Annotated in this window: 21 protein-coding genes; 12 read left to right on the forward strand and 9 right to left on the reverse strand. The window is 42.4% G+C overall.

The features are described from left to right. Positions 1 to 107: 107 nt before the first annotated feature. The 4 genes from HQ43_RS01270 to HQ43_RS01285 all read left to right on the forward strand — a co-directional run bounded on the left by HQ43_RS01270 (position 108) and on the right by HQ43_RS01285 (position 3,791). Positions 108 to 698 carry an L-threonylcarbamoyladenylate synthase gene (locus HQ43_RS01270; protein ID WP_036788715.1) on the forward strand — a complete coding sequence of 197 codons (591 nt, stop codon included), beginning with the start codon at positions 108 to 110 and terminating at the stop codon, positions 696 to 698. Beyond that, on the forward strand, positions 699 to 2,492 hold the full coding sequence (locus tag HQ43_RS01275; protein WP_036788717.1) for a chloride channel protein: 1,794 nt from the start codon (positions 699 to 701) through the stop codon (positions 2,490 to 2,492). It abuts the gene before it with no gap. A gap of 4 nt (positions 2,493 to 2,496) precedes the next feature. Beyond that, positions 2,497 to 3,477: a methionyl-tRNA formyltransferase gene (gene fmt / locus HQ43_RS01280; protein WP_036788720.1), complete on the forward strand. Its 981-nt coding sequence runs from the start codon at positions 2,497 to 2,499 to the stop codon at positions 3,475 to 3,477. Between the two features lie 128 nt (positions 3,478 to 3,605). Beyond that, positions 3,606 to 3,791: a hypothetical protein gene (locus tag HQ43_RS01285; protein ID WP_036788723.1), complete on the forward strand. Its 186-nt coding sequence runs from the start codon at positions 3,606 to 3,608 to the stop codon at positions 3,789 to 3,791. A 115-nt stretch (positions 3,792 to 3,906) separates the two neighbouring features. Here the strand turns inward: HQ43_RS01285 and HQ43_RS01290 are convergent, their stop codons facing one another. The 5 genes from HQ43_RS01290 to HQ43_RS01310 form a co-directional block, all read right to left on the reverse strand. Then, the gene (locus HQ43_RS01290) at positions 3,907 to 4,605 is read right to left on the reverse strand and encodes a metal ABC transporter ATP-binding protein (protein WP_052102990.1); all 699 of its coding nucleotides are present in this window, start codon (positions 4,603 to 4,605) and stop codon (positions 3,907 to 3,909) included. Further along, a complete protein-coding gene (locus HQ43_RS01295; RefSeq protein ID WP_036788726.1) occupies positions 4,605 to 5,507 on the reverse strand; it encodes a metal ABC transporter solute-binding protein, Zn/Mn family in 903 nt (300 codons plus the stop codon). The genes HQ43_RS01290 and HQ43_RS01295 overlap by 1 nt, the downstream gene beginning before the upstream one ends. Further along, complete coding sequence (locus HQ43_RS01300) at positions 5,479 to 6,321, reverse strand: hypothetical protein (RefSeq protein WP_161785861.1); 843 nt, start codon at positions 6,319 to 6,321, stop codon at positions 5,479 to 5,481. Before HQ43_RS01300 ends, HQ43_RS01295 begins: the two co-directional genes overlap by 29 nt. A gap of 39 nt (positions 6,322 to 6,360) precedes the next feature. Continuing rightward, positions 6,361 to 7,152 (reverse strand): GIN domain-containing protein, encoded by a 792-nt coding sequence (locus HQ43_RS01305; RefSeq protein WP_036788732.1) that lies wholly within the window; start codon positions 7,150 to 7,152, stop codon positions 6,361 to 6,363. Between the two features lie 193 nt (positions 7,153 to 7,345). Continuing rightward, positions 7,346 to 7,567 (reverse strand): DUF2795 domain-containing protein, encoded by a 222-nt coding sequence (locus HQ43_RS01310; RefSeq protein ID WP_036788734.1) that lies wholly within the window; start codon positions 7,565 to 7,567, stop codon positions 7,346 to 7,348. A 305-nt stretch (positions 7,568 to 7,872) separates the two neighbouring features. Here HQ43_RS01310 and leuS point away from each other — a divergent pair, with 305 nt between their 5' ends. The 4 genes from leuS to HQ43_RS01330 are packed head-to-tail and all read left to right on the forward strand — an operon-like array spanning position 7,873 to position 12,851. Then, on the forward strand, positions 7,873 to 10,635 hold the full coding sequence (leuS, locus tag HQ43_RS01315) for a leucine--tRNA ligase (RefSeq protein ID WP_036788737.1): 2,763 nt from the start codon (positions 7,873 to 7,875) through the stop codon (positions 10,633 to 10,635). A gap of 38 nt (positions 10,636 to 10,673) precedes the next feature. After that, entirely contained in the window at positions 10,674 to 11,564 is an 891-nt protein-coding gene (locus tag HQ43_RS01320; protein WP_036788739.1) for a YitT family protein, read from the forward strand. A gap of 38 nt (positions 11,565 to 11,602) precedes the next feature. Then, on the forward strand, positions 11,603 to 12,214 hold the full coding sequence (gene rdgB / locus HQ43_RS01325) for an RdgB/HAM1 family non-canonical purine NTP pyrophosphatase (RefSeq protein WP_036788742.1): 612 nt from the start codon (positions 11,603 to 11,605) through the stop codon (positions 12,212 to 12,214). After that, on the forward strand, positions 12,201 to 12,851 hold the full coding sequence (locus HQ43_RS01330) for a DsbA family oxidoreductase (RefSeq protein ID WP_036788745.1): 651 nt from the start codon (positions 12,201 to 12,203) through the stop codon (positions 12,849 to 12,851). The genes rdgB and HQ43_RS01330 overlap by 14 nt, the downstream gene beginning before the upstream one ends. Before the next feature lie 191 nt (positions 12,852 to 13,042). Here HQ43_RS01330 and HQ43_RS01335 read toward each other — a convergent pair whose 3' ends face one another. The 4 genes from HQ43_RS01335 to HQ43_RS01350 all read right to left on the reverse strand — a co-directional run bounded on the left by HQ43_RS01335 (position 13,043) and on the right by HQ43_RS01350 (position 19,429). Next, positions 13,043 to 15,232: a tetratricopeptide repeat protein gene (locus HQ43_RS01335; protein ID WP_052102991.1), complete on the reverse strand. Its 2,190-nt coding sequence runs from the start codon at positions 15,230 to 15,232 to the stop codon at positions 13,043 to 13,045. Positions 15,233 to 15,393: 161 nt separating this feature from the next. Then, a complete protein-coding gene (locus HQ43_RS01340) occupies positions 15,394 to 17,322 on the reverse strand; it encodes a peptidase U32 family protein (protein ID WP_081964505.1) in 1,929 nt (642 codons plus the stop codon). Further along, positions 17,225 to 17,893 (reverse strand): uracil phosphoribosyltransferase, encoded by a 669-nt coding sequence (gene upp, locus HQ43_RS01345; protein WP_036788748.1) that lies wholly within the window; start codon positions 17,891 to 17,893, stop codon positions 17,225 to 17,227. The genes HQ43_RS01340 and upp overlap by 98 nt, the downstream gene beginning before the upstream one ends. Before the next feature lie 69 nt (positions 17,894 to 17,962). After that, positions 17,963 to 19,429, reverse strand: a complete 1,467-nt coding sequence (locus HQ43_RS01350; RefSeq protein ID WP_161785862.1) for an MltF family protein — start codon at positions 19,427 to 19,429, stop codon at positions 17,963 to 17,965. Between the two features lie 908 nt (positions 19,430 to 20,337). Here HQ43_RS01350 and glmS point away from each other — a divergent pair. From glmS to HQ43_RS01370, 4 genes are all read left to right on the forward strand, one after another. Then, a complete protein-coding gene (gene glmS / locus HQ43_RS01355; RefSeq protein WP_036788752.1) occupies positions 20,338 to 20,754 on the forward strand; it encodes a methylaspartate mutase subunit S in 417 nt (138 codons plus the stop codon). A 4-nt stretch (positions 20,755 to 20,758) separates the two neighbouring features. Next, positions 20,759 to 22,141, forward strand: coding sequence for a methylaspartate mutase accessory protein GlmL (glmL, locus tag HQ43_RS01360; RefSeq protein WP_036788753.1), 1,383 nt, complete (start codon positions 20,759 to 20,761; stop codon positions 22,139 to 22,141). Between the two features lie 125 nt (positions 22,142 to 22,266). After that, complete coding sequence (locus HQ43_RS01365; protein WP_036788754.1) at positions 22,267 to 23,721, forward strand: methylaspartate mutase subunit E; 1,455 nt, start codon at positions 22,267 to 22,269, stop codon at positions 23,719 to 23,721. Positions 23,722 to 23,808: 87 nt separating this feature from the next. Continuing rightward, complete coding sequence (locus HQ43_RS01370) at positions 23,809 to 25,053, forward strand: methylaspartate ammonia-lyase (protein ID WP_036788755.1); 1,245 nt, start codon at positions 23,809 to 23,811, stop codon at positions 25,051 to 25,053. Positions 25,054 to 25,065: the final 12 nt, after the last annotated feature.

Consider the following 25,065-nt stretch of genomic DNA (forward strand, 5'->3'; position numbering starts at 1 on the left):
GTCTTAAACACAAAGATAGGAAAATATTTTAACGAGTCAGACCATGCAATTGCTTGGAAATGCCTATATTCGCTATCCATAATTAAAGAATAATAAAAATGTAATCAATGGACAGATCTGTAGAACAACGTTATGACGCCCAAGATCTGGAAAAAGCTGTAAAGACGGTACTCGAAGGAGGTTTGATCCTCTATCCGACAGATACAATTTGGGGAATAGGCTGTGATGCGACAAATGATATAGCGGTATCTAAGGTTTTTGAACTAAAGAGGCGAGCAGACTCTAAGGCGCTCATTACACTTATGGAACACAGCGGATGGCTTGAAAGATATATGCTAGAGGTGCCCGAAATAGCGTATGATCTGGTAGAATTGGCGACAGAACCTCTTACTATTATCTATCCGAATGTTACGGGAGTAAGTGCTCTCTTGAAGGCTGAGGATGGAAGTGCCGGCATACGTATCCCTGATGATGCTTTCTGCAAAGCATTGTGCAACAAAATTAAACGCCCTCTTGTGTCTACTTCTGCAAATATCAGCGGAGAGAGTGCTCCTCGAAACTTTGAGGAGATAAGCGAGGAAATAAAGTCCGGAGTGGATTACGTGGTTAGCTTCAGGCAACAAGATCGCAATCCTGCTATGGCTTCCAAGATAATTAAACTTGATGTCGAAGGTTCTATAAAGATCATAAGAGGATAGATGAAACTGATAAAAGATATAGATTCGTTCTTTCTGAAGGTCTTACTTTGGCGGGAAAAGTATATCAAAGAAGGGCTGTTTATTCTTATTGTAGCATTCTTGATAGGTATTTGCAGCTCATTTGCTGCAGGTCTTCTTAAGACTATCATTCACGAGATTCAGGATTTTGTCATTTATACTACCGCCACTCAACGGCTCAACTTTTCTTATCTCATCTTTCCCGTTCTGGGAATATTGCTTTCCGGAATTTTTGTAAGGTACATTCTGAAGGATGATATAAGCCATGGCGTTACAAAGATTCTCTACGCTTTGAGTCAGAAGAAAAGTAGGATAAAACCGCACAATATGTGGTCTTCTCTTGTTGCTTCAAGTATGACAATTGGATTTGGAGGATCTGTCGGAGCCGAATCTCCAATCGTTCTGACAGGAGCCGCGATCGGTAGTAATATTGGTAGAGCTTTCCGGTTGGAGCAGCGAAATCTGATGTTGCTCGTCGGTTGTGGTGTTGCCGGAGCTGTTGCGGGTATTTTTAAGGCTCCTATCACCGGTTTGGTATTTGTGATAGAGGTTCTCATGTTGGATCTTACACTATCATCCGTACTGCCATTGCTTATCTCCTCTGTTACTGCAGCAACGCTCTCTTACGTAGCCTTCGGAACAGAACCTATGTTTGGGTTTTCTCACTCGGAGATGTTTACACTTGAGCGTATTCCGTTTGTGATATGTTTGGGGGTGATGTGTGGTTTGGTCTCTCTTTACTTTACGAAGATTTCTTTTTCTCTTGAGACACGTTTAAAAAAGATACCAAGCTATTGGGTACGCTATGCTTTGTGTGCTTCCATATTGAGTGCTCTTATCTTTCTTATACCAACACTGTATGGAGAAGGATACCTCACTATCAATGCTCTTATTAATGGTCATCCGAATTCTATATTGAAGAATACCATCTTTGCTAATATGGATAATCTCTTTTGGGTGTTACCGATATTTGTTGTTCTGAGTATTTTGATGAAAGTATTCGCAACTGTAACTACCAATTCCGGAGGTGGGTGTGGGGGAGTATTTGCACCAAGTCTTTTCTTAGGATGCTTGACAGGATTCCTTTTTGCATACTTACTCAACTACGCTCCATTTGCTCCATATCTTCCGACAAAAAACTTTGCTCTTATGGGCATGGCAGGGGTGATGGCTGGTATAATGCATGCACCTCTGACAGGAGTATTCCTTATTGCCGAACTTACCGGCGGGTATGATCTGTTTCTACCTCTGATGGTGGTCTCTATAAGTTCGTATGCTACCAATAAGATATTCCTTCCACATAATATCTACTCTCTTCGTTTAGCAGAGAAAGGTAAACTACTGACTCACAGGAAAGATCAAGCTATCCTTACACTTCTACATGTGGAGAACGTAATAGAAACGGATTTTAGTGAGCTTAGGCCGGATATGACCTTAGGCGAGATGGTACAAGTCTTTGGAGAGAGTAAAAGAAACCTTTTTCCGGTACTTACAGAGGACAGAAAGTTGGTTGGGATAGTATTGCTGGATAATATTAGGAACATCATGTTTCGCCCAGAACTATACGACAGATTTCTGGTGCAGAAGTTTATGGTATCACCTCCGGCGAGGGTAAATGTTAGCTTGACTATGGAAGAGGTGATGCACCAATTTGATGACACAGGGGCTTGGAACTTGCCTGTATTGGATGAAAAAGGTTGTTATTTGGGATTTGTCTCCAAGTCTAAAATATTTAATAGTTACAGAGATCTTCTAATAACCAATTTTGACGGATAATAAAATGTCTGAAAACAATAAACAAAGATCGATAGTATTCTTTGGAACACCGGAGTTTGCTGCTCATATTTTAGACTATCTTGTATCTGAGAAATACAACATAGCCGGAGTGGTAACTGTTCCTGATAGACCTGCCGGAAGAGGACACAAGATGCAACCATCAGCTGTGAAAGTTGTGGCAGAGTCTAATAATCTCCCCCTGTTGCAACCGGAAAGCCTTAAAGATTTGAAGTTTGTATCTTCTTTGCAGGCATGGAGAGCAGAGATATTTGTCGTAGTAGCATTCAGGATGCTTCCTAAGATTGTTTGGAATATGCCAGCCCTGGGGACTTTTAATCTTCATGCAAGCTTATTACCTGCGTACAGAGGAGCAGCACCGATCAATAGAGCTATCCAGAATGGAGAAACACGTACCGGAATTACCACATTTTTATTAGATGAAGAAATAGATACCGGACGAATATTGTTGCAAGAAGAGGTGAATATAGAGCCTGTAGATAATGCAGGTTCTCTACACGACAAACTGATGAATAGGGGGAAATTTTTGGTAGCAAAAACCATAGATGGGCTATTTGATGGTACCATTTCAGATGGTATTCCACAAGATCCGATAGCTGCAGCACAAGCTCCATCCGCTCCGAAGATTTTTAAGGAAGATCAGCTCCTCTCGTTTACACAATCTAATGCAGAATCCCTCTTGCTTACTATAAGGGCCATGTCTCCCTATCCTGCTGCTTTAGCTGAGTGTGAAGATGAAGAAGGGAACTCTTTACAGTTTAAGGTGTATGATGCGAAAATTGGAGATCATGTCTCTAATTCTGCTCCAGGAATATGTGAGACAGATGGAAAGAGTTTTTTGAGAGTAATTGCTGCGGACGGAAAGTCTGTGGAACTTCTTGAACTTCAACCTCCAAGTAAGAAAAGAATGACGATTCAAGCGTTTTTGAATGGGTCAAGAAAGAATCTTCTTTTGAAATTTAGATAATGGCATTTTTCCCTTAATCTTTTTTGTAGAATCAATAAAAATGGCTTTATTTGCAGTGATATCGCCTTTATAGAGCGAGACGAATTTAGAGAAAGAATAATAAACATACTATATAAAGTAACAGCATTATGGGCATACTGAAATACTTAGGCATCATTATTGAACTTATCGGTGCCGCAATTTTGATCTTTGTTGGTCTTAGAGGAAATATCCAAAGCAATACTCTTTTGGTTGTGGGGTTAATTGCTGTGGTAGGTGGGTTCCTTTTCCACATCATTGCTAATAAGTATCTTGTTCCAATGAGAGAAAAATAAGAGACTTTGTACCTTCTTGTTATAAAAAGAATAGAAGCTGTCCAGATGATCATTTGGACAGTTTTTCTTTTATAGAACAATCCCAACGGATAACAACCTTGAAAAAGAACAGATATTATACAATAGTATGGTCCGTCGGATTGCTTGCTAAGGATTGAACATCGTGGTGGATATGAAGATCTCTATCCACACAGAAAATCGTTCGCACTAATTTTTGAACACTTCCAACATCGTGAGAGATCACTATAATGGCGGTCTCTTTGTTTATTTCGGGAAGAAGAGAGTAGAGATGACCCTCAAAACGTTTATCTACATACGTATTAGGTTCATCTAATATAAGCAGAGCTGGAGAAGACACCAATGCGCGAGCGAGAAGTATGCGTTGGAGTTGTCCTCCGGATAGTTTCCCTATGTGAGCATCTTTGTAGTCAATCATGTGTACTCTTTTGAGCATATCTTCCACTTTCTGCCGAATATTATAGATGTCTTTTATACCTTTTTTCCAGCTTTTTACCAATCCACTACTCACTACATCATAAACAGATATGGGAAACTGTTTGTCTATGCTACTTTGTTGCGGAAGATAACCAATTCCAAATGTCGGAAATAGGGAGCTCTCTTCTCCATAAAGAACTTTTCCGGAGAAAGGCTTTATCATTCCTAATAGTACTTTTATCAAAGTTGTCTTTCCCCCACCATTGGGGCCAATAATACCTATAAAATCGTTAGAAGAGATTTCAAACGATACTCTTGGAAGAATGATATCCCCATCATATCCGGCTACAATATCTATAGCTTTTATTAATAAAGGCATTAGTTGAATATCGCTTTTGCTGTAGCTAATAGCTCCTTATCCCATTCTTCGGATAGCGGATTTATGGTGTGAGTAGGAAGAGATAAAGACTTGGCAATAGCTTCCACGGAGCTGCTTGAAAACTCTTTTTGAAGCAATACAACTCTTGCATCTTGGTCTTTTGCCTCCTTTAATATCTTCTCTATATGCTTGGGAGTCGGCTCTTTGCCTTCGTGTTCCACTGCTATTTGAGAGAGTCCCCATTCTCCCGAAAAGAAAGAGAGAGAGGGGTGAAAGATTACAAATGAGCGAGTTGGAGAGTTCGATTTTAGTAGTTCTATCTCTTTTTCCAATAAATCCATTTCATGGATAAGCTGATCATAGTTCTTTTCCAATAAATCTTTATGCTTAGGAAAAATAGCTTGGAATGTCTCAAACATCCCTTTTGCTATCGCACGTCCTCCAAGAATAGAAGACCAATAATGAGGATCTCCCATGCTTGAGTGGACATGCCCCGGATGAGAACAAATATGATCTGACCCATATGCTTCCATAATTTCTTTAGGAACATAGTTTGAAAGATCTACACTCTTTATTCCATTCTCATTGATGGTATTGACCAAAGTTTTCTCCATAAGCAAACTTCCCATGTAAAAGAATACCTTACATGATGATAAGGAGAGAAGGGTATTGGGTGTAGGATCAAAGGACTCAGGGTTTGCTCCGGGAGGAACCAATACTCTTACGTTGGCGACGTCTCCTAACAGTTTTTCTGCAAAGAATCTCTGTGGAGAGATACTTACCACAACTTCTGGCTTAGAATCTGTCTTATCATTAGATGTACAAGAGAGACAAGATAAGATCAGAATGACCCCAAGAGTGTGCTGAAAGATCTTAGAGACGATAAGTTTTTGCATTAACATCTACGGAGTCTGTCCTTGTAGGAGTTTTGGAACTTTTATTTTCTTCCGGAGAAGAGATAATAAGTTTTGAAGAATTGTCTATGTCGTTCTTATTAACCTTATCAGAGCTTAATAATGCTTCGGATGAGTTTAGCAGCTTTAGGTCTATGCTGTCTGTTTTAAACGTACCTGCAAGTAGTTCGGAGGCTCTTAGTACTGACGCTTTAAGATATTTGGAACTCCCTTCTAAGGTTGCCTCAGATGCATCTGCCAATTTAAGATGGAAAATATTTACATCTCCTGAAAAGAGCAGAGTTGATGCATCTTGAGTTACTACTGTAAGGGTATCAATATTACCCTGCAATGAGAAACTTCCGGCTTTATTGATCTCTGCATTAAGTTTGGAAAGCCACTTTTCACCAATTGAAAATTTTGCCGATGCAGCTTTGTCTAAACTAATGTCCGTGAAGTTCATCTTTCGGGATTTTATTTTTATATAGATTTGTTCATTGTCAGAATCATGTCTATAGTCCACAATCCTTAAAACTTTTCTGTTGTCTTGTTTAGAAATCTTGAATAAAATATCTTCTTCCGAGAGGTCTTGATCTACTATTTCATATATGGTGTGCTTAACCTCCTTATCATAGATAAAGTCTAATAGAATATTTCCTTCAATTTCTACTACATCAAAGTCCTCTAATTCTCCTTCCTCTGGAATCTCTTTTTTGTTCCTGTCCTCCGAAGTATGTACAACAATCCTGTCATTGTAAGATGCACTACGCTTAAACGTGCATTTGGCAATCATTAATGCTACGGCACAGCACAGAAGTGCCAATATCGTTGTCAATCTCTTGCTTTCTCGCATATTCGGAAATTATTTCTGATTAAACTTTGAAAATCCACTTGTTTCTCCACGTCGAATTTCCGGAACTTTTTCACTTGCATTAGTTAACAAAGAACTACCATAGACACCATAATAGAGTTCGGTGTTGACATTGGTTGTGGCTGAGCTTGCTCCTGAAACTTCAACCTTACCTACTTTAGTAAGCAGTTTTTTTAAGTTTGCAGACGAAGCTCCTGATATTTCTAGATCTAACAAGCGTGTGTGCCCGGACATATCAATATTAGAAGCTCCGGATAGTTCACAGTCAACTTTGTCAAAGTTCCCGGATATCCTTGCTGTTGATGCCCCAGAAAGCTCAACGTCCAATTCCCGAATGTCCGCAGAACAACCAAAAGATGATGCTCCGGAAAGTTCTATTGCAAGTTTGTCTATGTTTGTGGATTGACTTGAATTGACAAGGATTGTAGATGCTCCTTGTAGAGAAAAGCCTCGTAGAACAGATAGGTCTGTTACATGTAGTATAAATTCTATTCTGCTATTCTTTGTAAAAGGAATTTTCTTAGGCCCAACAACTTTTACTTTCCCATTATCTACTTGTATTTCCGTGCCTTTTGCGTATTTGGAATCGGAAATAAGTTCTAAATAGTTTCTATTGGACTGCTTAACATTTATCTTAACGACTCTTTCTGCTTCTACAAATTTAGGAGATTCAGGTAGGTCATATTGTCTATTTTCATTCTTGTTGAAGTCTTGTGCATAGGCGAATCCGGCCAAGAGAGTCGCAAGTATTACTACAAAAGAAAAGAAGCTTTTACTGTTCATTATGCTAAGATATTTTATGGTTTGTATTTTGTTCGTTCAAATGTAATTTGAGGACAGCCATATACAGGTGCTAATTTAGCAATTTCTATTGTAATGGAAGTCGTTCAGACGAATCATCTGTCATAAAACAAAAGCAATATCGCTATGGTTGAGCGGTATTGCTTTTGTTTTCTTTCGCTGTCCGGACAGAAGATCAATACTCTTCCTCGTTAAAGAAAAAATCTTCTTTACTGGGATAGTCTGCCCAAATATCTTCAATAGAGTCATATATCTCACCTTCTTCTTCTATTTCTTGTAAGTTTTCTATGACTTCCATAGGTGCTCCGGATCGCTGAGCATAGTCTATAAGTTCATCCTTGCTTGCAGGCCATGGTGCATCTTCCAATTTTGATGCAAGTTCTAGTGTCCAGTACATAGTGATTTAGTTGTCGTTATAGGTTCTTTTAATTATTCTTTCTCCGAAGAAAACACAATCCGTCTTCCGGAGTACAAACTTGGCGCAAAGTAAAACATTTTTTCTCAAAAACCAATTCTTGTGTGTGTTTTCTTCTGTTTTGTATAGGGAAAGGCTTCTTTTGATTCTTTTCTTGCGCTTTCAAAGGAGTTTAATAATTCACTTCAGAGTGTCTGATTTTATCGTAAAATAGAAGCTGTTAGCTGATTTATCTCTACATCGTTTTTGTTATCTTTGCACAATATTTAAGTAGTAAAAATCAGAGTATGGAATATAACTTTTCGACCATAGAAAAAAAGTGGCAAGACTACTGGTCAAAAAACTCAACGTATAAGATTGTTGAAGACACATCTCGTCCGAAATTTTACATATTGGATATGTTTCCATATCCCTCCGGAGCGGGGTTACATGTGGGGCACCCATTAGGATATATTGCATCAGATATATATGCAAGATACAAGACACATAAAGGATTTAATGTTTTGCATCCTATGGGCTTCGATGCGTATGGCTTACCGGCAGAGCAGTATGCCATTCAAACAGGCCAGCACCCTGAAGTAACGACCTATAAAAATATTGATCGGTACAAAGAACAGCTTGCCAAGATCGGTTTCGGTTATGATTGGGATAGAGAGATTCGCACTTCTGAGCCGGGTTATTATAAGTGGACTCAATGGGCATTTTTAAGGATGTTTGGCTCTTATTACGACAACATACAGAATAAAGCTCTTCCCATAGAACAACTAGTGTCTCACTTTGAGCATAAAGGAACAGAGGGACTTGATGTTGCTTGCTCCGATGAAATTTATTTTACCGCAGAGGAATGGAAGGGGAAAAGTGAGAAAGAGCAGCAAGAGATCTTGATGAACTATCGGATAGCATACCTTGGAGAAACAATGGTAAACTGGTGTGCTGCTTTAGGTACGGTTCTTGCCAACGATGAAGTCAGCGAAGGTCTCTCTGTTCGCGGAGGATATCCGGTAGAACAACGCAAGATGAAGCAGTGGTGCCTGCGTATTTCTGCTTATGCAGACAGGCTTTTAAGCGGCTTGGAAGGTTTGAACTGGACAGAATCGCTTAAAGAAACACAGCGCAACTGGATTGGTAAAAGTGAAGGGGCAGAGATAAAGTTTCATATAGCAGATTCCGATGCTGTTATCACTGTGTTTACCACAAGAGTAGATACTTTGTTTGGAGTCTCCTTCATGGTACTGGCTCCCGAAAGCGAATATGTGAGTGTCATCACTTCCTCCGAGTATAGGGAAGAAGTGGAAGCTTATCTGGATGCGACGAAAAAGAAAACTGAGCGTGAGCGTATTTCTGATCGTCGAGTGACCGGTGTATTTACGGGAGGTTATGCCATCCATCCTATTACAAAGCAGCCAATTCCCATCTGGATTAGCGATTATGTCCTTTCCGGATATGGAACCGGTGCAATCATGGCTGTTCCTGCTCATGATAGTAGGGACTTTGCCTTTGCTCACCACTTTGGCTTGCCTATACTTCCGGTTGTAAAACCTCTGGACGGAGAACTTTTGCCGGTAGAGGAGTGGAAAGATAGCTTGGACAGTAAAGAGGGGGTCATGATAAACTCTGATTTTCTTAATGGACTGTCGGTAAGAGATGCTATTGCCGAGATGAAGAATTATATCCACGACCATGACTTGGGACGAGTTAAAACCAATTTCCGTCTTCGTGATGCCATATTCAGTCGTCAGAGATATTGGGGAGAGCCTTTTCCTATCTATTACAAAGAGGGAATGCCTTATCCTCTACCGGAAGAGCAACTTCCACTTGAATTGCCGGAGGTAGATAAGTTTCTTCCAACAGAATCAGGAGAGCCTCCTCTCGGTCGAGCAAAGGACTGGAAGACCCAAGACGGCTATCCCTTAGAGCTCTCAACGATGCCCGGATTTGCCGGATCTTCTGCGTACTATTTGAGGTATATGGATCCTCATAATCCGGAGGCTTTGGTTGACAAGCAAAAGAACGAATATTGGAAGAATGTAGATCTCTATATCGGAGGGACGGAACATGCCACCGGACACCTTATATATAGTCGTTTTTGGAATAAGTTCTTGTTTGATTTAGGCATCATTTGTGAAGATGAACCCTTCAAGAAACTTATTAACCAAGGAATGATACAAGGACGATCCAATTTTGTTTATAGAATCAAGGAGACCAATACGTTTGTCTCTCTTGGTTTGAAAGATCAGTATGATACTACTGCAATACATGTCGATGTAAATATTGTTCATAACGATCGTTTAGACTTGGATGCATTCAAAAGATGGATGCCGGAGTTTGCAACAGCAGAGTTTATCCTCGAAGATGGAGAGTATATCTGTGGTTACGCAGTAGAAAAGATGAGTAAGAGTCTCTTCAATGTAGTCAATCCTGATGATATTGTTGCACAATATGGAGCGGATACGCTCAGACTATACGAAATGTTTTTAGGTCCGTTGGAGCAATCTAAGCCTTGGGATACTAAGGGTATAGATGGTGTTCATCGTTTCTTGAGAAAGTTCGTCGGACTATACGATAATATCACGGATGAAAAACCTTCTTCGGAAGAGTATAAAATCTTGCACACTCTTATCAAGAAGTTAGGGCAGGGAATCGAGTCTTTCTCTTTTAATACCTGTGTCAGTGCTTTTATGATCTGTGTCAATGATTTACAAGCAGGCCGTTGCAGTAAGATACAGATCTTGGAGCCACTCGCGATATTACTCTCTCCTTTTGCTCCACACTTGGCTGAAGAGTTGTGGCAGTACCTCGGACATCAAAATACTATTACCCGGGAGCCTTATCCCATGTTGGAAGAGAAATACCTGGTTGAAGCCGAGATAAATTATCCTGTATCTTTCAATGGTAAGGTTCGTTTCCAACTTTCTCTACCCGCAGATATGGATAAGAATGAAGTGGAGAAAGTTGCTTTATCACATCCGGACACAGCCAAATGGCTTGTGGAAGCCACACCTAAAAAAGTGATAGTTGTTCCCGGAAAGATTATAAACATAGTACATTAAATACAAAAACATAACCATTCTCTAATAGTTTAGAAATCATGGGAAAGATCTCAAAAAAACTCTACGCAATCTCCGACTATGTTGTCATTTTCATCGGGCTTTTAGTTTACTCTTTTGGTTGGACGGCCTTTATCCTCTCGCATGACATCACATCCGGAGGTCTTGCCGGTATTGCAACGCTCATAGGGCGTACATTGGATATCGCTGTAGCTTGGCCATATAATATTATCAATGGTATCCTTATAGTGATAGCACTTGTAGTTTTAGGATGGCAGTTCTCACTGAAGACTCTCTTCAGCGTTGTTGCATTGTTCTTTATAATCCCTCCTTTTGAAAGCTTTTTCAAAACACCACTACTTGCCGATCAACCTTTTATGGCGGTGGTCATAGGATCTATTCTTTGCGGTATCGGTTTAGGAATAGTATTCACTGTAAATGGCTCTACCGGAGGGACGGACATTATAGCTGCAATCATCAATAAATATAAGCCGATGTCCATCGGAACCGGACTTATGATCATTGACGTATTTATTATTGGTGCTTCTTATTTTGTCTTCAGAAATCCCGATCTCTTGGTGTTCTCTGTTGTAGAAGTGATGTTGGTAAACTTTACTTTGGACTTCGTGCTGAATGGTTATAGACAGAGTATGCAGTTTTTCATCTTCTCCGAGAAGACCAAAGAGATTAGTGAAGCCATCATGGAAGAGACCGGACGCGGAGGAACATATCTTTATGGCGAAGGAGCCTACTCCGGTAACGAAGCAAGGGTTTTGATGGTTGTGGCAAGACGTAGTGAAAGTTCCACAATCTTCAGGATTGTGAAGGAACGCGACCAGAAAGCGTTCATTACTCAAAGCCTTGTCAAGGGTGTTTACGGAGAGGGATTTGATCCGATTAAAACCTCTTCCAAGAAAAAAAAAATGGCATAAAGTCGTAGAAAACCTTATTTTCTGGGGATAACAACCTTATGGAGGCAATATTTGCAACGCATAATAACCACAAGCTTCATGAAGTGGCTCAGATGTTACCATCTTGGCTTCATCTCCACAGCTTGAATGACATCGGGCTTACTGAAGAGATCATCGAAGATGGTAACAGTCTGGAAGAAAATGCTCTTATCAAAGCCCGTTATGTCTTTTCAAAGAATCCTTCTGCTGATATGGCATTCGCGGACGATACCGGATTGGAAGTGGATGCTCTCAACGGGGCGCCTGGCATATATAGTGCGAGATATGCGGGAGAGCACTGCTCTTTCAAGGATAATGTAGACAAACTTCTCCGCGAACTTCAAGACTTTCAAGATCCGGAGCTGAGACGAGCCAGATTTCGCACCGTCATTGCGCTTATCTTGAACGGAGGAGAGGAGCACCTTTTCAGTGGAGTAGTAGAAGGTGTTATTGCTGCCGATCCAAGAGGCATAGACGGCTTTGGTTATGATCCCATATTTATTCCGGATGGTTTCGGTGAGAGCTTTTCAGAGATGCCATTGGCATTGAAGAACAGCATCAGCCACAGAGGAAAGGCATTTCGCAATATGAAACAATTCTTAGAAACTCGTACAGAAGATGAGAAACGATAAGATCAAGATAGAATTTTGGGGAGATTTTAACTGCCCTTTCTGCTACATCGGAGATGTTGTTCTCAAGCGTACAGTCGAATCTATGGGATATATGGATAGGGTTGAAGTGGCTTATCGGGCTTGTCGTTTATATCCTCACTTTACTCCTGAAGAGCAGTATCATTTCCGTTCCCAACTTGATGAATCTGACGAAACATCAAAAGAACATATCGACAAGAAAATCGGAGTCCTAAAGCATTTGGCAGACAAGTATGGCTTAAAGTACGGGATGGATGATGCTATCGTCTCCAATACGTCTGAAGCTCTTGCTTTGCTTCTGTGGGTATCGAGTCGTTTCAGCGGAGACATTAACACTCTTTTTGCCTTGAAAGAAGCCCTTGGCAGAGCATTCTTTTCAGAAGGTAAAGTATTATCCGACAGGGCAGTGCTTCTTTCTGCAGCAGAAGAAGCCGGACTGGATAGAGTCGAAGCAGAGCAGATTTTGGACAACGGTGTCTATCTTGAGACCTTGGAGAGAGACCAAAAAGAGTCTGAGACCAAATGCCCTCGTTTCATACCGACCATATACATTGGAGATACAAGATTGGAAGGTGTGCTGAAAGCCGAACAGATCGAAAGGGCACTATTAGAACAATAGCTTACTGGTTATAAAAGAAAGAGTCGGAAACAGAAAGGCCTGTTTCCGACTCTTTCTTATGTCTGCCTTTTGTTAAGTTTTGCTTTATATTTCCTATTTAAGGATCAAATATTGAAAGTAATGACCTTAAATTTTATCCTATAAAGAGAGGTCTTGATTTTGCTTGAAAAGGTGTTTTTTATCAAGATCCATTACAAAGAGTCTATTTCACAAGCTTTTTTGGAGTACTCTTCCGCCTTATCATACTCTTTTCGGATATCTTTTAGGAAGAGAGCGTAGCCTCCCAAGATGATTGCATTTTTTTGATCGGCGTCGATCGCTCTGTTATAGAACTCTTCCGCCTTATCGTACTCTTTTCGGATATCTTTTAGGAAGAGAGCATAGTTATACAAGATAGCTGCATTTTTTTGATCAGCGTCGATCGCTCTGTTATAGAACTCTTCCGCTTTATCGTACTCTTTTCGGAAACTTTGAAGGAAGAGAGCATAGCTTCCCAAGACGGTTGCATTTTTTTGATCAGCCTCGATCGCTCTGTTATAGAACTCTTCCGCTTTATCGTCCTCTTTTCGGATATCTTTTAGGAAGAGAGCGTAGCCTCCCAAGATGATTGCATTTTTTTGATCAGCCTCGATCGCTCTGTTATAGAACTCTTCCGCCTTATCGTACTCTTTTCGGATATTCTTAAGGAAGAGAGCATAGTTATACAAGATAGTTGCATTTTTTTGATCAGCCTCGATCGCTCTGTTATAGAACTCTTCCGCTTTATCGTCCTCTTTTCGGATATCTTTTAGGAAGAGAGCGTAGCTTCCCAAGACGGTTGCATTTTTTTGATCAGCCTCGATCGCTCTGTTATAGAACTCTTCCGCCTTATCGTACTCTTTTCGGATATTCTCAAGGAAGAGAGCATAGCTTCCCAAGACGGTTGCATTTTTTTGATCAGTGTCGATCGCTCTGTTATAGAACTCTTCCGCCTTATCGTACTCTTTTCGGATATCTTTAAGGAAGAGAGCATAGTTTCCCAAGACGGTTGCATTTTTTTGATCAGCATTGATCGCGCTGTTATAGAGCTCTTCCGCCTTATCATACTCTTTTCGGATACTTTGAAGGAAGAGAGCATAGTTTCCCAAGTTGATTACATTCTTTGGATCGGCGTCGATCGCTCTGTTAAAGAACTCTTCCGCCTTATCGTACTCTTTTCGGATATTCTTAAGGAAGAGAGCATAGTTTCCCAAGTTGATTACATTCTTTGGATCGGCGTCGATCGCTCTGTTAAAGAACTCTTCCGCCTTATCGTACTCTTTTCCTCTTGCATTACTAATGATTTTGTAGGGTTCTGGAAGTAATTTAGTCAAAGAGTCAGATCTCTTTTCCATTGGTTTTTTCTCGTTACCTATGTATTCTTGTAGTTTTTGATCAATTTTGCGTAGCTTTCGTAGAACCGGTTCTATTATGGGGAGAGAAGAAATTCGTCGAATTTCTGATATTCGCTCAAATAAGTCTTTAAATTTTAAATCTGGCTCCAATTCAGAAGCACATTCATACATAAACTCATCAAATCCTTCTATGGTTACAATCCTATCTGAAGGACCTTGCAAGACATCTAATATTCTTGAACTAAGCTCGCCATCATCTTTTCTCTTACACCAATAGATTCCCTTTCTTTGATCGGGAGACAGCTCTTCAAAGAAGTTCATGAGACTGCCATCATTACCTCCGTATCCTAAAACAATAAGGGTTGATGCAGAGAGAATATTCCGAAGAGTCTTCTGCCATGCCTCTTTGAGGCAGGCTGTTTCATCACTTGTGTTGAGGGGTTTGTATAACAGATCTCGGTGAAGTTTGATGATTATAGGACGATCTGTATGGGAGGTAATATGTTCAGCTAAATGCTCATGCCCTGCAACAAAGGGGATCTTTTCCGTATAGGAACGAACAGCGTCCTCCATAAGATTGTCGAAGTTGGTTGTTAAGACAATATTGTTTTTTGTTTTGGAGATAATTTGAGACAAAATAAAGTATCCCAAAAAAGGATCTTTGCCCTCCATGATCCGCTTTAGTTCATTGTATCCCTCATCCGGGATATGTCCAAATCTTCTCTGATATATTGGGGAGTAAAATTCAGCTCGTCTATTGGGGACTTCAATTCCCTTATTTTCATTTATCCACTCTTCCAATTCTTCCTTTTCTAGTGTCTCTTCCAGTTCTTTATACCATTTTTCAGCAAGAGTCTTACCGGTTGGGATTCCGGAAGATTTGGATGCTCCGGAACCTAACAGAAAAGTAAATTTGATACCAGATGAATTTTGGTTCCTTTGTATTGTTTTAGTGAGCTCCCTGAGAGAAAGAGTTTTGACTTCGGATGTCTTTTTATCTGATGTCATAATCTTATATTGAAAAATTGTATTATTTGTAATGAGAAAGATATTCTACTGATAAGCTATGCAGAGGTCATGTTATCTTCAAACCTCTTTTTGAAAAATCACTTCTTAAAGTTAAGAAATATTTTGAATAGCAGATTCGACAAAGGAATCAAGAAAGGTGCCTAGCATTTGGGCTTGGCATTGTAGAGGTACATCTTGCATGCCTTGCAGTCGGTGCGGATTCGCATTCGGACGGTCCCGTCGATGCTTTCGAGGTAGAGAGGTTCGGAGAGAGTGGAGGTGGGAGATTGGCGGATAGGACATTTACCAAGACTGTACTTGATGCAGTGTCGTGTCTCCATGAGAGGAGCTTCGGGGGCTGGGGAACTCTCGAATGCTTCAGCCTCTACGGCTACGTGGTGGTCGGAGTAGAATGTTTTGGCTTGGGCATTAAAGACGTTGACACGGAAGTCTACTTTCTTTTCGGGATAAGCTAAGAGCGTCTTCCGCTTTATCGTGCGATATGGTTTCGTATAAGATCTTTTTATTTCCCGAAGAAGATGTTGGGAGAGATCATTTTTGAGATTTTGGAGTAGAGAACGAGGTACAAATATATCTTTAAGACCGTCTGTGTCAATGTCTGACGGAGTAAAGATGGTTTCGCCCCATCTTGAAAGGATATCTATCTGACCTGCAGAGTCATCACGCTTTGCCGGTTCCGGTTTGAATGGTATACTGCTCCTTACTCTCTTCTCTCCACAAGTAACCTCCATGGAAAGTTCGTCATCTGTAACGGAAGCGCAGATAGATATCGGGAGCTTTCTTTCTGCGGTCTTCTGTTGCAACTCTTTCTGATAGCGGACATCAAGGCTGCGGTAAATCTCCATTCCGAGTGTGAGTTTTTTCAGATCGGATGGTGTGGATGGAAATATCTTAAAGCCTTCCGCTTTATTTGCCCGTATTCCGGAGGTACCCCCATCGGGGAGAAAGAATGTGAGTCCGTCTCCATTGTTCAGAGCAGTAGTGCCGGTGATGGAGAACCATTGCGGTGTGATCTTCTCCACTTTGCCGATGAGCACCCCGATAGACTTAGGCGTGGCAAAAGATGATAGCTCGTCTTCTCCTCGCCCTCTTGCCATATAGGTGGTGAATCTTCTGTTGAACGACTTTGAAAGATCCGGAGTAAAGAAGTGCGTAATCTCTCCTTCCGAACTCCTGCACAGATCCTCCCGGCGAGAGATAATCCCCTCCAATTCTTGATGATAGTGTGCAGTTACACTCTTGAGATAGGTGAGATCTTTCAGTCTGCCTTCTATCTTGAACGATGAAACCCCTGCGTCTATCATCTGCTCCAGCAGAGAACTTCTGTTGAGGTCTTTGATGGAGAGAAGATGACGGTTGGATACAATCGTCCGTCCGTTGGCATCTATCAGATTGAATGCCATCCGGCACACTTGCGAACACTCCCCTCTGTTTGCGCTTCTCCCATGAAAGGCTTGAGCGGCATAGCACACTCCGCTGTAAGAGACGCACAAAGCTCCGTGGACGAATGCTTCGAGACGGACATCGGGAGCAGTCTTTGCAATTGTGGCAATATCTGCCAGATTCAGCTCACGAGGTATCACGATCTGCTCCATACCGAGATCCGCATAAAATCTCACCTTCTCAGGTGTGCGCAGATCCATCTGTGTACTTGCATGGAGCGGAATGGGCGGAAGATCCGAAGCCAGTAATCCGACATCCTGAATAATAATGGCATCGACATCCGACTCGTATAACTTCCGGATGAGATCCACCGCCTGAGGCAGCTCTTTATCCGTCAGAATCGTATTGAGAGCGACATACACTTTCGCTCCATACAGGTGTGCAAAAGCTGCAAGTTCCGCAATATCCTCTATGCTATTGCCTGCCGATGCTCTGGCTCCAAACGCCGGAGCTCCTATGTAAACGGCATCCGCACCATGCAGTATCGCTTCCTGTCCGTAGGTTTTATTCTTTGCAGGAGCAAGAAGTTCAATGCTTCGCACCGTGATCGAGCTTGTGTCCGTATGCAAGGTCTCCGGCATCGCCAAGTCCCGGCACGATATAAGAGTGGCTGTTGATGGTGTCATCAAGAGCGGCAACCCATACACTCACCTCTTCCGGCAGATGTTCTTCCAGATATTTCAGTGCCGGCTTGCTTGCTATAACGGATGCAATGTGTACGCTTTTCGGCTTGCCAAAACGCTGGAGAGCCTCATAAGCAATCTCCATAGAGCTTCCGGTGGCAAGCATCGGGTCTATGATGACGAGTGTTTTATCCGTAAGATCGGGAGTGGTAAGGTAACCCATGTGGATGTCGAAATGCTCTTCATCAATGTATTTTCTGTATGCCGATACAAAAGCATTCTCGGCTCTGTCGAAATAGTTCAAGAATCCGTGGTGCATCGGAAGTCCTGCACGAAGGATGGTAGCAAGTACCACTTTATCTTCTTCCAGTTCGGTAGGAGCGATACCCAGCGGTGTCTGTATATCTTTTACTTTGTAGTCCAATGTCTTGCTTATCTCATACGCCATGATCTCACCTATCCGCTCTATGTTGCGACGGAATCTCATCGAGTCGTTTTGTATGTTCACATTTCGGAGTTCAGCCACAAAGCGGTGTAGCAGCGAGTTCTCTTCTGCCAGATTAAAAGTTTTCATCTTATATATATGTATTCTGTTTTTATGACTCTTTTAGGAAGCAATCTTTTGTCGGAAGAGTAGAGGTTGTCATTGATAATTGCGTCTGAACAGCTCGTACTTCTCTACAACGTTTGTCACATAGTTTGCTGTTTCACGTCCTCTAAGGTATCCGTTCTTGCAGACAGGGTCGTTGTAGTATTCCGGGTTCGACTTCAAAAGGATATATTTCCTCACTCCACTATCCCAAGAGTGTTTATCTTCATTGTATTTTTCTGCCAACCTTTGGGCATCGACCACGTGTCCGTGTCCTGCATTATACGCCGCCAGAACGATTTTGACGCGCTCTGCCGGATCTTCTATATTTCGAAATATTTTGTCTAAAGCCAGAAGCAGAGAGACGGCAATGCGTACCGAAACATGAGGATCCGTAAGTTCGCCAACGGATGCACCATAGGCTCTTCCTGTTCTTGGCATAATTCCCATAAGACCGGTAGCACCCGACCATGCTTTTACTTCCGGACGGAATCTGGACTCATGGAATGCTATCGCAGCAAGATACTGCCAATCCCAACCGAGTCTTTTCGCTTCTTCCTTAAATATATCATCAAAAGGGGAGAGGTTGCCCGGCTTTGTGATGTATGTTGTACCGGTTTTGCTCTCATCCTCTGCCAGCCATCTGTTTTCCTCGAAATATCTGTAAACCATTTGTCGCTCTTTGGAGACGAACTCATGTTCCGTTACGAAAAGATTGATACTGTCTTGAAGAGCTTTATTGCCCTTGGCTGTGTACCACGATGTCGGGATCGGAAAGCTGAGACGAGTAGAGGTATTCAACCCTCGTATATAGGTTTTGTTGAGACCGGCAGTGCGTTCGTCCGTTGCCGTGAAGCGTATGGAGTCTTTGGCGACGAGCATCATCAGCTCCTCTATCTGTATGGAGTCTCCCTGTACAGGCACTATCTCTACTCCTCCACCTATCTCTCTGTTCATGTTGTGCAGACGAAGCTCTTCGGGTGTGTGCGGTAGGATGTGTATGGTTTCTCCTGCAAGCTCATACGGCTGCTTGATAAGGCTGTCTGTCTGCTTTTGTACCAAAACGATGCTATAGCTCTCTTTCTCTCCGCAAAAGTCCACACGTTCTCTCGCTTTTGCCGTCATGCCGTAAGGAGCAATGGAGAGGTCTATCTCTCCTCTCTCTATCCAAGTGAAAAGGGAGTCTGAAGAGGGAGCAAGATGTAGCTCTATGTTCAGATCATGCCTGGTGGCAAAGGCTACGATTTTCTCATATTCCGGTCCCAGCTCTTCTCCTTTGTAGAGAAAGTAAATCAGCGGAGACGATATGGCTCCCACTCTTATGGTATCTGAACTCTTGATCTCATCCCAAGAGCGGTAGAGTGGAGTCTCTTCTTTGGAAAGGTTGCAGGATTGAATGAATGGCAATAGAGACAGAGCTGCAAAAAAAAAGAGCTTCTTCCCACAATATCCCAGACTTGTGGCAAGTGCTCTCAGCCGATCCGAAACGTCTCTATACTGGTTCTTCCGAAATATATTCATCCGATTCGTTTTTGCTCCATTTCTGCAAAGGTAGTAAATGTTTTTCGAGTTACGTCTTATCGCGCTCCTCTTTTCATAAAGTCTGCCCCCTTTTAGAGAGTCCATTTTTATATATTCCATACCGAAAAATGCTCACTTTTTTCGGTCTCTCTATTTTGATCGTAGGGCTCGTTTTCAGAGCACGACCGAACTGTTAAATCAGGGCTGTTTTATTAACATAAATTCTGATAGCTGTTAAGCGAAAACACTAAACGAGCATATTGTTTCGGCTTAACGTGTTTAATTTTTCAATGAACACGTTTACCGATTTCATTTAATACGTTTACCGGATTTGGTTAAAGTGTTTAGCCAAAATGATTATAATCCTGATTATTAGCGTATTAGCTATTTTCTTCTCTTTTTGCCCTCTTTTTCCGGATTTTTGTCGTTAGGTTTTGTTTGCACCAAAGTGGTTTGTTTTTCAACTTTATTAACGCAAAAACAGCCCATGAAATCGTCTAAGGAGAGAAAGATTCTAAAATTCGAGAAAATTTGTATGCTATTGTGTGTGAGTGTTTTGGTTGTTGTTTAGAGAAAAATAGAGCTATAAGAGAGCCGGAGAATGTCGAAACAGACGAGCCGGTAGAGGCTTCCGTTTTTATATAAAACACACCGCCGAAAGCCCCCTTTTATTCCCCGAAAAGGATGAGAAAAAAGAGCTTCTGAAGGGTGGAGAAAAAGCTATGAAAGAGATGTGATAACGTTAAATTCGGGTTCGGTTGTCCAGATTATAAATCTTTGTTTAACTTTGTGTCTATAATCGCACACAGGACACGAGAAACCACTGAAAAACGTGTCTTGATGTGTGAAGGACGAAGAAGTATATAAGAAGCTAAGCTTCATTTTTAGCACATAGGTAGAAAAATATTATGAATGGAAAGACAGTGGTCACCGGTGTTATCGGTGCGGATGCCCATGCTGTAGGGAATAAGATTATTGCATTTGCTTTAGAGCAAGCGGGCTACAAGGTTGTTAACCTCGGTGTTATGGTCTCACAGGAAGAGTATATAGAAGCTGCCATAGAAACGGCGGCCGATGCTATTATCGTCTCTTCTCTTTATGGTCATGGTGAAATAGACTGTAATGGTCTTCGTGAAAAGTGTGATGAAGCCGGGTTAAAAGGTATTCCTCTCCTTGCCGGTGGCAATCTTGTGGTAGGTAAACAGGAGTTCGCAGACGTTAAAGAGCGTTTTGAGAAAATGGGCTTCAACTGTGTTTATCCTCCCGGAACTCCAATAGAAACTACAATAGCAGATCTTGATAAAATATTGGGAGTAACTCGTTAAAGTAATGAGGTACCTTACTGCGGACTTTGGAAGTACCTACACCAAACTTACCGCAATAGATGGTAATTCCCGTAAAATTGTAGGTACGGCTGCTGCATTTACAACAATTGAAACTCATATCGGAGATGGCTTTCGGGATGCGCTTCTTGCGCTTGAACAGAACATAGGAGAGCCATGGCTGTATGACGAATTGGTTTGTTGTAGTTCTGCCGCGGGTGGACTCAAGATGGTAGCTCTTGGTTTAGTGCCGGAGCTGACATCGAAAGCTGCACGCATGGCTGCTTCAAGCGCAGGAGCAAAGGTGGTTAAGACCTATGCTTATGAGATTTCAAAGGCAGAACAGCATGAGATAGCAACCATCGCTCCGGATTTGATCCTGCTTTGTGGAGGAACAGACGGAGGAAATAAGGAGGTTATACTCGCCAATGCTCGTCGTCTGATAGAGATTCCCGGAGACTTCTCTATTATAGTGGCAGGAAACAAGACAGCATCTTACGAACTGGAAGAGATTCTCTCTGCCGGGAATAAGTCGTTTATCATCACAGAAAATGTGATGCCGGAGTTCAACAGACTCAATATAGAGCCTGCCAAGCGTTGTATAATGGAGCTTTTTATCTCTAAGATCATAGAGGCTAAGGGGCTTACATCCATACAAGAGATGTCTCGCTTCAAGATCGTGCCTACGCCTTATGCCGTGTTGAATGCCTGTAATCTCTTGAGTTTGGGTACGAAACAGACGCCGGGAATAGGGGATTTGATGGCGATAGATCTCGGCGGAGCCACTACCGATGTTTACTCGATAGCAAAGGGAGAGCCTACAATGGAAAGCATCATGCTGAAAGGTATTCCGGAGCCTTACAGCAAACGTTCCGTTGAGGGAGATTTGGGGATGAGATATAGCTTGATTCCGCTCTTGGAGCAAGCAGACTCCTACAAACTTTCTTTGGAAGCAGAAGTGGAGGAGACAGAGCTGGTGCATTGGGTAAAAAGCTGTACGGACACACCGGATACTCTTGCCTCAAACGAGAGAGAAGTACGAATGGAAGAGGCATTGGCAAGAGCTGCCGTGAGGATTGCCATGGAGCGTCATTGCGGAACACTTGCAAAGGTTTATACGCCTATGGGTGAGCTTTTTACGCTTAATGGTAAAGACCTTACTCAAGTCCCGTTTGTGCTGGGTATCGGAGGAGCTATCCTCAATAGTCCGAACCCTAAAGAGGTGCTGAAAGGAGCATTGTACGACCCGATGAGATACGAGAGTGCCAAGCCGAAAAAGCCTGCATTCCTTTTGGACAAGAGGTACATCATGGCTTCTATGGGGCTTCTGAGCAGTGCAGATCCCGAATTGGCTCTCGAACTGATGAAGAAAGAGGTAGTAACCTTATGATATAATAGAAGACCTTATTCCTGTACGACTGCTTAGAGGAATGAGGTCTTTGTGCCTTGGTATGGTAGGCATATTGGGAAGTAGAAAAGAAGATTAAACTAAAGAATAGAATCCATTTTTAGACTATGGAAGTAAAGAATGTAAGAATTCCCGAAGACGTGTTCATGAAAGAACGCGAAGAGGTCTTGAAACAATGGCCTACGGGAGCAGGTGTAAACTTTGATGAAGCTGTGGAGTATCAGAAGCGCATCGCGCCTGAAAAGCGTTTCGACTCAAAGCTGCAACAGGCAGAGAAAGAGGGAGTAACTCTTATTCAACCTCGTGCCGGTGTGGCTCTTTACGATGAACACATCAAGCTGCTTCAGTTTTTGGAAACAGAGGGAGAAGCGGATCTTCTGCCTTCAACGGTAGACAGCTATACTCGTCTCAACAGATACAAAGAGGCAGAGAATGGTATAGAGAAGAGTAAGGAGACCGGACGCTCTATGCTTAATGGTTTCCCTATCGTAAACTATGGTGTGGATATTTGTAGGTCGGTAACTTCTGCGCTTAAAAATCCGGTTCAGGTGCGTCACGGAACTCCTGATGCACGCCTCTTGACGGAGATCTCTATCGCAGGAGGATTTACATCATACGAGGGTGGTGGTATCTCTTATAACATTCCGTATTCTAAAAACTACTCTTTGGAGAAGACCATTGCCTATTGGCAGTACACAGACCGTCTTTGCGGTATGTATGCGGAAGCCGGTATCAATATCAACCGTGAACCATTCGGTCCTCTTACAGGTACGTTGATCCCTCCGTGTATCTCCAACTCTGTTGCCGTGCTTGAAAGCTTACTTGCCGCAGAGCAGGGTGTTAAGGATATTACCGTAGGCTATGGTCAGTGCGGTAACCTCATCCAGGACGTGGCAGCAGTGAGATCTTTGAAGAAGATGACGGAAGAGTATCTTGAGAGATACGGCTATAAAGGATGTACGGTTACGACTGTATTCCACCAATGGATGGGCGGATTCCCTCAAGATGAAGCCAAAGCATTCGGTGTAATATCTTGGGGAGCTGCCGCTGCTGCATTGGCAAAAGCGACAAAGGTTATTGTAAAGACTCCGCACGAAGCTATGGGGGTACCTACCAAGGAGGCTAACGCGGCAGGTCTTAGAGCCACAAAACAGGTGATCTCCATGTTGAGAGACCAAGACTTCCGTGAAATCCCGGCAGTTTTGGCAGAGAGCGAAATCATAGAAGCAGAGATGAGATGTATCTTGGATAAGGTAGAGGAGCTTGGCAAGGGCGACTATGCCAAGGGTACCATTGCGGCATTTGAAGCAGGTGTACTGGATATTCCTTTTGCTCCATCGAAGTACAATGCCGGAAAGGTAATGCCTGCTCGCGACAACTTCGGTGCTGTGAGAATTTTGGAGTTGGGAAACATTCCATTCAGCGAAGAGCTTAAAGCGTTCCACAGAGCGAAACTCGAAGAGCGAGGAAGAGCAGAAGACAGAACCGTGAGCTTCCAAATGGTGATAGATGATGTCTATGCCATCGGTAAAGGATTTCTTGTAGGTAGAAATACAAACTAAAACAGAAAGAGTATGCAGGCTAAAGGTCTGCATACTTTCTATTACAACCTAATACTAAACATAAACTCGTTAAAAACTACATACGCGATGAAGATTAAGAAAGTAGTATGTGCAGCCGGAAAGACCGGTTTCTACTTTGATGACCAAAGAGCCATCAAAAAAGGTGCGGAAAGCGATGGTGCTTTCTATAAAGGTGAGACAGTTACGGAGGGTTTCTCTTCTGTTCGTCAGGCAGGCGAGGCTATTTCTGTACTGTTTATATTGGAAAACGGAGCCATTGCTCATGGAGACTGTGCTGCGGTGCAGTATTCGGGAGCAGGGGGTAGAGATCCTCTGTTTTTGGCAGAGAACTTCATTCCTGTTATCGAAAAGGAGATAGCTCCGATGTATGAAGGAAAAGAGATCACTACATTCCGTGAGATGGCGGACTTGGTAGATAAGTTTGTCTGCCCGAAAACAGGAAAACAATACCACACGGCTATTCGCTACGGCGTTACTCAAGCTTGCTTGGATGCCGTTGCCAAGAGCAAAGGAAAGCTTATGGCTCAAGTCATAGCGGAAGAGTACGGCACAAAGGTTTCGGATAAGATGATCCCGATCTTCACTCAGAGTGGAGACAACCGTTATGAAAACGCAGATAAGATGATCATGAAAGGTGCAGAGGTGCTTCCTCATGCTCTGTTCAACCACGTTGAACAAAAGGTCGGTCTCAAGGGCGAGAAGATGAAAGCGTATGTGGAATGGTTGAGAAACCGCATTCTCGAATACAGAACATCGGACTCTTACAACCCTATTCTGCACATTGACGTATATGGTACGCTCGGTATCGTATTCAATAATGACTTTGAAAAGATCGCGGACTACGTTATGGAGCTGGAAGAGATAGCCAAGCCGTTCAAGCTGCGTGTAGAAGGTCCGGTGGACGTTGAGGAGAAATGGGCACAGATAGATGCTTTGGCAGCTATCCGCAAGCACATGGATGCCAAAGGCTCTACTGCCGAAATCGTGGCAGACGAATGGTGCAATACTTTTGAAGATATTGTAGACTTCTCCAAAGCCAAAGCCGGACACATGGCGCAGATTAAGACTCCTGACCTCGGCGGTATCAACAACTCGATAGAAGCCGTTCTCTACTGTAAAGAGCATGGAATGGGGGCTTACTTGGGAGGAACATGCAACGAGACAAGCCGTTCTGCCGAGATCTGCGCCAACATTGCCATGGCTACCCGGCCGGCTCAAACTCTTGCCAAGCCCGGTATGGGTGTGGACGAAGGCTACATGATAGTCTTCAACGAGATGAGCAGAATACTTTCACTAAAGGATAAACTCTAATTACAACACATT

Origin of the sequence: Porphyromonas canoris (assembly GCF_000769115.1) — a bacterium.
GTDB classification, from domain to species: domain Bacteria; phylum Bacteroidota; class Bacteroidia; order Bacteroidales; family Porphyromonadaceae; genus Porphyromonas_A; species Porphyromonas_A canoris.